The sequence below is a fragment of the Mesorhizobium sp. M7A.F.Ca.US.002.01.1.1 genome, assembly GCF_004022955.1.
Taxonomy (GTDB): Bacteria; Pseudomonadota; Alphaproteobacteria; order Rhizobiales; family Rhizobiaceae; genus Mesorhizobium; species Mesorhizobium ciceri.
In genome coordinates this window covers 1-8,061 of record NZ_RZQE01000272.1, presented here as the reverse complement: position 1 = coordinate 8,061, position 8,061 = coordinate 1, and the positions used below count along the sequence as shown (strand labels likewise).

Annotated in this window: 10 protein-coding genes; 5 read left to right on the top strand and 5 right to left on the bottom strand. The window is 63.3% G+C overall.

Annotated elements, in window-relative coordinates; all coding sequences use genetic code 11:
- On the bottom strand, positions 1-523 hold a 523-nt coding region (locus tag EN932_RS23015; RefSeq protein WP_206618952.1), incomplete at its 3' end, for an alanine racemase.
- A gap of 208 nt (positions 524-731) precedes the next feature.
- Here EN932_RS23015 and EN932_RS23010 point away from each other — a divergent pair.
- Entirely contained in the window at positions 732-1,649 is a 918-nt protein-coding gene (locus EN932_RS23010) for a DMT family transporter (RefSeq protein ID WP_127385774.1), read from the top strand.
- Between the two features lie 438 nt (positions 1,650-2,087).
- Here EN932_RS23010 and metF read toward each other — a convergent pair whose 3' ends face one another.
- Together metF and EN932_RS23000 are read right to left on the bottom strand one after the other, a co-directional pair.
- Positions 2,088-3,005: a methylenetetrahydrofolate reductase [NAD(P)H] gene (metF, locus tag EN932_RS23005; protein WP_024501484.1), complete on the bottom strand. Its 918-nt coding sequence runs from the start codon at positions 3,003-3,005 to the stop codon at positions 2,088-2,090.
- Positions 3,002-4,024: a metalloregulator ArsR/SmtB family transcription factor gene (locus tag EN932_RS23000; RefSeq protein ID WP_128369094.1), complete on the bottom strand. Its 1,023-nt coding sequence runs from the start codon at positions 4,022-4,024 to the stop codon at positions 3,002-3,004. The genes metF and EN932_RS23000 overlap by 4 nt, the downstream gene beginning before the upstream one ends.
- Positions 4,025-4,146: 122 nt before the next feature.
- Between EN932_RS23000 and tsaA the strand changes: the two genes are divergently transcribed.
- Positions 4,147-4,683, top strand: a complete 537-nt coding sequence (tsaA, locus tag EN932_RS22995) for a tRNA (N6-threonylcarbamoyladenosine(37)-N6)-methyltransferase TrmO (RefSeq protein WP_127388414.1) — start codon at positions 4,147-4,149, stop codon at positions 4,681-4,683.
- A complete protein-coding gene (locus tag EN932_RS22990; protein WP_013530931.1) occupies positions 4,680-4,994 on the top strand; it encodes a DUF2293 domain-containing protein in 315 nt (104 codons plus the stop codon). The genes tsaA and EN932_RS22990 overlap by 4 nt, the downstream gene beginning before the upstream one ends.
- Before the next feature lie 6 nt (positions 4,995-5,000).
- Here the strand turns inward: EN932_RS22990 and EN932_RS22985 are convergent, their stop codons facing one another.
- On the bottom strand, positions 5,001-5,504 hold the full coding sequence (locus EN932_RS22985) for a hypothetical protein (RefSeq protein WP_013530930.1): 504 nt from the start codon (positions 5,502-5,504) through the stop codon (positions 5,001-5,003).
- Between the two features lie 157 nt (positions 5,505-5,661).
- Between EN932_RS22985 and EN932_RS22980 the strand changes: the two genes are divergently transcribed.
- Together EN932_RS22980 and EN932_RS22975 are read left to right on the top strand one after the other, a co-directional pair.
- Complete coding sequence (locus EN932_RS22980; protein WP_027160650.1) at positions 5,662-6,627, top strand: D-amino acid aminotransferase; 966 nt, start codon at positions 5,662-5,664, stop codon at positions 6,625-6,627.
- Between the two features lie 129 nt (positions 6,628-6,756).
- Positions 6,757-7,596 carry an SDR family oxidoreductase gene (locus EN932_RS22975; RefSeq protein ID WP_013530928.1) on the top strand — a complete coding sequence of 280 codons (840 nt, stop codon included), beginning with the start codon at positions 6,757-6,759 and terminating at the stop codon, positions 7,594-7,596.
- 47 nt (positions 7,597-7,643) lie between these two features.
- Here the strand turns inward: EN932_RS22975 and EN932_RS22970 are convergent.
- Positions 7,644-8,061, bottom strand: a 418-nt coding sequence (locus EN932_RS22970) for an MOSC domain-containing protein (protein ID WP_128369093.1), incomplete at its 5' end; no start/stop codon positions are given.

Below are 8,061 nucleotides of genomic sequence, written 5' to 3'. Positions count from 1 at the left end.
AGCCGGCACGGTTCAGCCGCTCCGCGAGCTCGACGGCATAGGCCGGCCCGGCGCCGAACTTCTTCGACAGTTCGTAGGCGGCATGCCCCTTGGTCTGCACCCGCACGAACACGCTGATCGAGCCCGGATCGATGTCGAGAGCCCGCACCACTCGCGTCAGCTTGGTGATCTCGTCCTCATGATCGAGCGAAATGACGCGGATGGCGTATTTCTCCAGCGCCAGCTTGATGTCCGACTGCGCCTTGACCGGGTGCATGTAGAGCATCTCGGCATCGGGGGAAACGGCACGTACGGCGGCGAACTCGCCCGGCGAAGCGACGTCGAAAGCCTTGACGCCGGCTTCGACCAGCGTCTTCAGCACGATCTGCTCGCCATTGGTCTTGACCGCATAGGCGGTCTTGCCGGGGAACATGCCCATGAACTGCCTGGCATCCGCCATCAGCACTTGCGGGCGGAAGCAATAGACCGGATCGTCCGGACGAAGCGCCAGTGCCGCCTCGCGGGCATTCTCGAATCGCTGCATGGACGAATCCTCACTTCGGCTGCGCACAATTAATCCAAGCTAGCGGCTAATGAAAACAATTCTGTGTCTCGTGCGGCTGACGCTGGGGCGCTAGGTCTTTGCCAGCAACGTTTGCCAGCGATCAGGTTTCGGGTGGCTCTTGTCACTGAGTCCGATATGGCTTCTGCCTGACTGACTGGCATTCAGGCCGTCTGGGAGGGCGACTCACATGGCAATAGCCGCGACATCAGCACCGCGCGGGCCGATGGTGCTCAAGGACTGGGGGCAGCTCCTGCTGCTCGGCGCGATCTGGGGCGGCTCGTTCTTCTTTGCCCGCATCGCGGTGGCCGAACTCCCCCCGCTGGTGCTGGTGCTGTTTCGCGTCGCCATCGCCGCGATCGCGCTGCAGATCTATCTCGGCCTGCGCGGTCCGTCCTTCCGCCTCGCACTTCCGCATGCAGGCCTGTTCTTCCTGCTGGCGCTCACCAACAATGTCGTGCCCTTTTCGCTGATCTTCGCCGGCCAGACGGAGCTTGGCGCCGGCGTCGCCTCGGTGCTCAACGCCACGACGCCGTTCTGGACGCTGATCCTCGCCAATGCGCTGACATCGGACGAAAAGCTCTCCTGGAACAAGCTCGCCGGCATTGCGCTCGGCATCGCCGGTACGGCCGTCATGATCGGCCCCGGCCTGCTTTCCGGGCTTGGCGGCCCGGTCTGGGCCAAATTCGCGCTGATCGGCGCTTCGCTGTCCTATGGCATTGCGCTGATGGTCGCCCGCCGCTTCAAGGGCGTGCCCTCGCCGGTCGTCGCCACCGGGCAGTTGACCGCTTCGACCATCATCATGATCCCGATCGTGCTCTTCACCTACGGCCCATCCGGCGTGTTCTCGGCCTCGCCGCCGGTATGGGCGGCGGTGCTGGCGCTGGCACTTCTGTCCACAGCCGTCGCCTACATCCTCTATTTCAACCTCGTCGCCTCGGCGGGCGCTACCAACGCCTCGCTGGTCACGCTTGTCGTGCCGGCCAGTGCCATGCTGCTCGGCTTCCTGTTCCTAGGCGAGCGGCTGGAGCTGTTCGAAATCGGCGGGGTGGTGCTGATCGCGCTCGGCCTCATCACCATCGACGGGCGCGTCCTTGGAAGACGTTAGCGCGTCCTTTGAACCCCCACATCGCCGCGAAAGTCGAATTCGACTTTCGCGGCGGTAGCGCTGCCATGACACGGCAGCGACACGAGCCGGCCACATTTTATTCACAGGTCTGAAGTCGGTATTTGCCTAGGAGTTTCAAAGCCTAACGGCAAAAGACATGTCGCGGATTTCACAATCACGTCGCAATGCAGCACATTTTCCGCTTGCCTGTGGCACAAATGAACCTAGACTCCATGACATAGCTCTTTAAGAGGAGGCTATGTCATGGGACTTACGAGGCCTATCAACGCATTGATGATCTGTGCTGCGTTCGCCTTTATCGGAGCCCTCATTATGGGCTTCCTTCCCTGACCGCCAAAGCGGGGAAGACCAGCACCCAAATAGTCCAACCAATTCAAAAGGCCGGGTTTTCCCGGCCTTTTGTTGTTGAGCCCGACCTCATGCCGCGGCTGATCCGGCGGCCGCCGCCTCGTGCGAGCGAATACCGATCATATGGCAGATGGCAAAGACCAGATCGGCGCGGTTCATGGTGTAGAAGTGGAAATCGCCGACACCGCGCTCGACCAGGTCCATGACCTGTTCGGCTGCCACCGCCGATGCCACCAGCGCATGCGTCTGCGGGTCCTTGTCGAGGCCTTCGAAACGCTCCGCCAGCCAGCCGGGCACATGCGCGCCCGCCCTCGCGGAAAAGTTCGCGACCTGCTTGAAACTGTGAACCGGCTGGATGCCCGGCACGATCGGGATGTAGATGCCGGCGCGGCGAACGCGCTCGACATAGCGCTCGTAGAGATCGTTGTCGAAGAAGAACTGGGTGATCGCCCGCGTCGCGCCATTGTCGACCTTGCGCTTCAGCATCTCGATGTCGGTGGCGAAATCGGGGCTTTGCGGATGCTTTTCCGGATAAGCCGCGACGGAGATGTCGAAATCCGCGATCGTCTTGAGCCCGGCGACCAGTTCCGCGCCATTCTCGTAGCCACCGGGATGCGGCCGGTAGGGCTCGCCGACGCCGGAGGCCGGGTCGCCGCGCAGCGCCACGAACCGGTTGATGCCGATCGATTTGTAATCCCGGATGACCGCATCGACCTCGTCGCGCGTTGCCCCGACGCAGGTCAGATGCGCCGCTGCAGGAATACCGGTTTCCGTCAAGATGCGCTTTACAGTGCGCGCGGTGCGCTCCCGTGTCGAGCCGCCGGCGCCGTAAGTCACCGAGACGAATTTCGGCTTCAGCGGCTCCAGCCTTGTGACCGTCTCCCACAGCCTCGCTTCCATCTCGTCCGTCTTCGGCGGGAAGAATTCGAAGGAAACCCTGACCTTGTCGCCGATGTCGGGGCGGCGGGAAAAGCGGAACTGGTTCATGCGATTTCCCCCATCGAGTTCTCTTTGGCCTGCCTTGTGTCGTTGGAAGGATCGGCAATCAGCAGGCGCCGATCGCGGCCGAGCCAGAGTTTCACGGTGAGCCTCGCCTCATTGCCACCGCGCGGCTCGAACTCCTGGGCATCTTCGAGATCGAGGCCGGCTTCCGAAAACCAGTCGGCGATCTGCCGGTCGGAAAAGCCGAGCCGCATATGCGCATGCTCCTCGCGCAGGAATTCCAGCGCATGCGGCGCGAAATCGACGATGACCAGGCGTCCTGCCGGACGCAAAAGCCGAGCCGCCTCGTGGATGGCGCGGGCGGGATCGTCGAGATAGTGCAGCACCTGATGGATGGTGACGAGATCGAAGGCATCGCGCTCGACCGGCGGCGCGAAGATGTCGCCCTGCCGAACCTGCGCGTTCGAAACGCCGGCCTTGTCGAGATTGGCGCGCGCCACGGTCAGCATCTCGCGCGACATGTCGATGCCGACACCGCGCCGATAGAGCGGCGAGAAGATTTCGAGCAGCCGCCCGGTGCCGGTGCCGAGATCGAGCATCGACTGGAACGGCCGCTTGCCGACCAGTTTCAGCATTGCGGCTTCGACGGCGCGGTCCGGCACATGAAGCGAGCGGATATGGTCCCAGCTTGCCGCATTCACGGAAAAATACTCGACCGCCCGGTCCTGCCGCTTGCGCTTGACCGAGGCCAGGCGCTCAAGATCGCGCTCGACCTGCGGATCGGCGCCGCGAATGCCGGAAACCAGGCCCATGACGAAGTCACGCGCGGAATCCGCATCCGACAGGCGGAAGAAGGCCCAGGACCCTTCCTGGTAGCGGCCGATCAGCCCTGCCTCCAGAAGCGGCTTCAGGTGCCGCGAAACGCGCGGCTGCGACTGGCCGAGAATTTCGGTAAGATCGGAAACGGTGAGGTCACCGCGCGACAGAAGTGCCAGTATGCGCAATCGGCTGGATTCGGCCGCCGCCTTTAACGTATCCACCATAGTGTCGAGCGAGACATGCATCAGCGTATTCTCTTTGAAAAGATATAAACATATGTTTATGTCAGTTTTCGAAACCTTGCAAGCGCTATGTCGCTTCCGGACAAGAAAATGCCGCTTGTGTGGCGTTTTAAGAGACATGGGCCATGACTGGACCGCGTGAGATGTTCGAGGCCCGCGAAGGCGAGCAGAGGCTGGAAAACGATCCCGCCCTGATGCCGCCGGATGACGGCATCGTCTTCATCGGCCGCATTGCCTCGCCGTGGACGACGCGCGAAACCTGCCCGAAGAACATGCGCGCCGCGCGCGAGACCGGGCAGAAGGCAGTGCTGACCATGGACGCGCCCTACCGAAATGGCTTACGGGGGCTGGAGCGCGCCAGCCACGTCATCATCCTGTCCTGGCTGCATCACGCGCCGCGGGACCTGATTGTGCAGAAACCACGCCATGCGGCCGAAGCAAAAGGCGTATTTTCGCTGCGCTCCCCTGCCCGCCCCAACCCAATCGGGCTGCATGTGGCCAGGCTCGTCGGGCTCGACCAGAACACCGGCCGCATCGATCTCGACGCCATCGACGTGCTCGACGGCACTCCGGTCATCGACATAAAACCCTATTTCGCCTCGACCGACGCTATACCGGAGGCGACCATCGAAGGGCGCGACGAGCCCGGGGGTCGGCGATGACGGCGCCCACCGGTCGCCGCCGCGCCATCGCCAAGGCGCTGACAGCACTTCTGCCGCTGGCACCCTATGCCGACATGGAGAAGATCCGCGGCGACGCCGGCGCGGTCCACATGAAGACCTTACCACCAGGCATCGCCGTATGGTTGGCGACGATTGCCCATATCCGCCACATGCACACAGATTACGAGAAACTGCTGAGCGAAGGCTACGACCGCGACTCGGCGCGTTTCTTCGTCATCGAGCAGACCAACGTCGTGCTCACCCGCTGGCGCGCGACGCGCCTGCTCGACGCGGATGACGAGGAGGAATGACCACGGCTACTTCCGCTTAAGCACTGCGACCGCATTATAGGGCTGACCATCGGCCTGGCCGATCCAGGTCCAGGACAGATTTTCCTTGAAAAACCTGACGGTGATGTTGCCGCCGTCGATGCATTTGTCCTGACCGTAGGTGATGCTCTCGTGGTATTCCGCCGAAATGCCGTCACTGGACGTCTGTGACAGCGATCCGCCGCAACCGAGTGACGGATAGTCGATCGACGCGCTGCCATCGTTGATGGTCATGGCGATCGGCCAGTCGGCCCCGGCGTCACCCGCCGGGCTTTGATGGCCGCTGCCGACCCAGGTGCCGCTCAGCGACGGCACGTTCACCGCACAAGGCAGGTTCTGGAAGATCGGTGTCAATTCGCTGCCGGTTTTCTCGCAGCGATAGGTCTGCCCGCCCTGGCACAATTCCTCGCCTTCGCGCGCGCACTGGGCGCTGGCTTCGCCCGCGGCGGCGAACATCGTCATGGCTGCTATGACGGCCCCAAGCCTGCCCATCTTCCCCCTCCCGTTCAGAGCGCGCAATCTAAGGCAATTCCGATCCAATGTATCGGCGAGATCGTCATCGAGGCCGAACAGCACCGGGCGGGTGGCTCTATGCGTTCTGCCCTGCGCCGATAGCCTGCTGACTCGCCTTGCGTGACAGGAGGCCCCAATGAGCCACACGGCGACGACACAGGACGAGAAGCAACTGCCCGTGGTTGGCGACCGCCATGTCGACCCGCATTCCTACCCCGACGGCATCGCCTTTCTCGACGGCCAATACCTGCCGATGTCGCAGGCCAAGATCTCGGTGCTGGACTGGGGTTTTCTGCATTCCGACGCCACCTACGACACCGTGCATGTCTGGAACGGCCGCTTCTTCCGCCTCGATCTGCATCTCGACCGCTTCCTCGGCGGGCTGGAAAAGCTGCGCATGACCATTCCCTTCGACCGCGACGGCGTGACCGAAATCTTGCACAATTGCGTGGCGCTGTCCGGTCATCGCGCCGCCTATGTCGAAATGCTGTGCACGCGCGGCGCCTCTCCGACCTTCAGCCGCGACCCGCGCCAGGCGGTCAACCGCTTCATGGCCTTCGCCGTGCCGTTCGGCTCGGTCGCCAACGCCGAGCAGCTGCAGCGCGGCCTGCGCGTCGCCATCAGCGACAAGATGCGTATTCCGCCGGCCTCGATCGACCCGGCGATCAAGAATTACCACTGGCTCGATCTGGTGCGCGGCCTCTACGATGCCTATGATCGCGGTGCAGAGACCGCGTTGCTCCTCGACTTCAACGGCAATGTCGCCGAAGGCCCGGGCTTCAACGTCTTCTGCGTCAAGGACGGCAAACTATCGACGCCGGCCACCGGCGTGCTGCCCGGCGTCACCCGCCGCACCGTCTTCGATCTCTGTGCAGAAGAAGGCCTTGCCGCCACGGCGACCGATGTCAGCGTCACCGCATTGCGCGAGGCCGACGAGGTGTTCATCACCTCCACCGCGGGCGGCATCATGCCGGTGACGGAGATCGACGGCGCGGCGATCGCCAATGGCAAGGTCGGACCGATCACCAGCCGGCTGATGGCGCGCTACTGGCAAAAGCACGATGACCCGGCCTGGTCGTCTCAGGTGAATTATCCCCGATAATTCAGGCGTCTTTGTCAAAAGATTCCCGTCGCCTCTGGAAAATCAGAGGATCGACCGTATATGCCCGAAAGCGGAGAAGCCTCCGCTTTCATCCAAAATCACGCCCGCAGGGGCAAGGACTCCAAGATCATGACAAACAAGGTTTGGTTCATCACCGGATCGTCGAAAGGCTTTGGCCGCGTCTGGGCCGAGGCCGCACTCGCGCGTGGCGACAGCGTCGCGGCCACCGCCCGCGATGCCGGCACGCTCGCCGATCTCGTCGAGAAATACGGCGACAGGGTTGCCGCGATAAAGCTCGACGTCACCGACAAGAAAGCCGTCGATGCCGCTGTCGCCGAGGCGCACAAGCGTTTTGGCCGGCTCGACGTCGTCATCAACAATGCCGGCTACGGCCATTTCGGCGCCATCGAGGAGGTCAGCGAACAGGAAGCTCGCGACCAGATCGAAACCAATGTCTTCGGCGCTCTGTGGGTCACTCAGGCCGCACTGCCGATCATGCGGGCACAGCGTTCCGGCCACATCATCCAGATCTCGTCGATCGGCGGCGTCAATGCCTTTGCCTCGCTCGGCCTCTACCACGCCTCGAAATGGGCGCTGGAGGCCTTCAGCCAGTCGCTCAGCATCGAGGTCGCGGAATTCGGCATCCATGTGACGCTGGTCGAGCCGGGCGGTTTCTCCACCGACTGGGCCGGGCCGTCGGCCAAGGTGTCCCAACCGATCGAGGCCTATGCGCCCGCCCGTGCCAAGATGGCCGAGCGCCGCGCCAATTCGGTCGCCGGCGATCCAGACGCCACCGGGCCGGCCATGCTGGCCATTGTCGACGCCGCCGAGCCGCCGCTGCGGGTATTCTTCGGCGATGGCGGCCTGCCGATGATCAAGCAGGAATACGCCAACCGCATTGCCACCTGGGAGAAGTGGGACGACGTTTCCATCATGGCGCAAGGCGTGAAGAAGAACCGCAAGGGCTGAAGTCCAGCGCTTTTGCTGCGCCGCTCCATGGGCGGCGTAGCCGGCCCTCAGGCTTGATAAATCCACTGCTCCGGCACGCGCAGCGATATCTCTTCGCCTGCCCTAACCGTGCCTGGCTTCTCTACCCAGGCGACAATGCCGCGCAGCCGCTTCGCCGCTTTCGGGAACAGCAGCGCGCCGGCTTCGACGTCGGCCATTCCGGCGTTTTCGGCGATCGACCGGCCGGCGATGCGGCACGGGCCGTTCTGTGCGTCGACCTTGATGGTGACGCCGCCCTTGAAGAACAGCAGCGTGCCGGCCGGCAGCATGGAGAGGTTCGGCACCCCTTCCATCACCAGATTGGCGCCGATCCATTCCGGCTTGATCTCGGCCAGGCCCATGCGCTCGGCGACGATGGCGAGTTCATCCGCTGCCACGATCGACAGCTGCCGTTCGTTGCGCATTTCAGTGCCGCGCGGATACCAG

Excerpts from the sequence above, each read along its gene's own strand:
- EN932_RS23010 (WP_127385774.1), top strand. The coding sequence starts at position 732 with ATGGCAATAGCCGCGACATCAGCACCGCGCGGGCCGATGGTGCTCAAG.
- EN932_RS22985 (WP_013530930.1), bottom strand. The coding sequence starts at position 5,504 with ATGGGCAGGCTTGGGGCCGTCATAGCAGCCATGACGATGTTCGCCGCC.
- EN932_RS23000 (WP_128369094.1), bottom strand. The coding sequence starts at position 4,024 with ATGCATGTCTCGCTCGACACTATGGTGGATACGTTAAAGGCGGCGGCC.
- EN932_RS22975 (WP_013530928.1), top strand. The coding sequence starts at position 6,757 with ATGACAAACAAGGTTTGGTTCATCACCGGATCGTCGAAAGGCTTTGGC.
- EN932_RS22980 (WP_027160650.1), top strand. The coding sequence starts at position 5,662 with ATGAGCCACACGGCGACGACACAGGACGAGAAGCAACTGCCCGTGGTT.
- tsaA (WP_127388414.1), top strand. The coding sequence starts at position 4,147 with ATGACTGGACCGCGTGAGATGTTCGAGGCCCGCGAAGGCGAGCAGAGG.
- metF (WP_024501484.1), bottom strand. The coding sequence starts at position 3,005 with ATGAACCAGTTCCGCTTTTCCCGCCGCCCCGACATCGGCGACAAGGTC.
- EN932_RS22990 (WP_013530931.1), top strand. The coding sequence starts at position 4,680 with ATGACGGCGCCCACCGGTCGCCGCCGCGCCATCGCCAAGGCGCTGACA.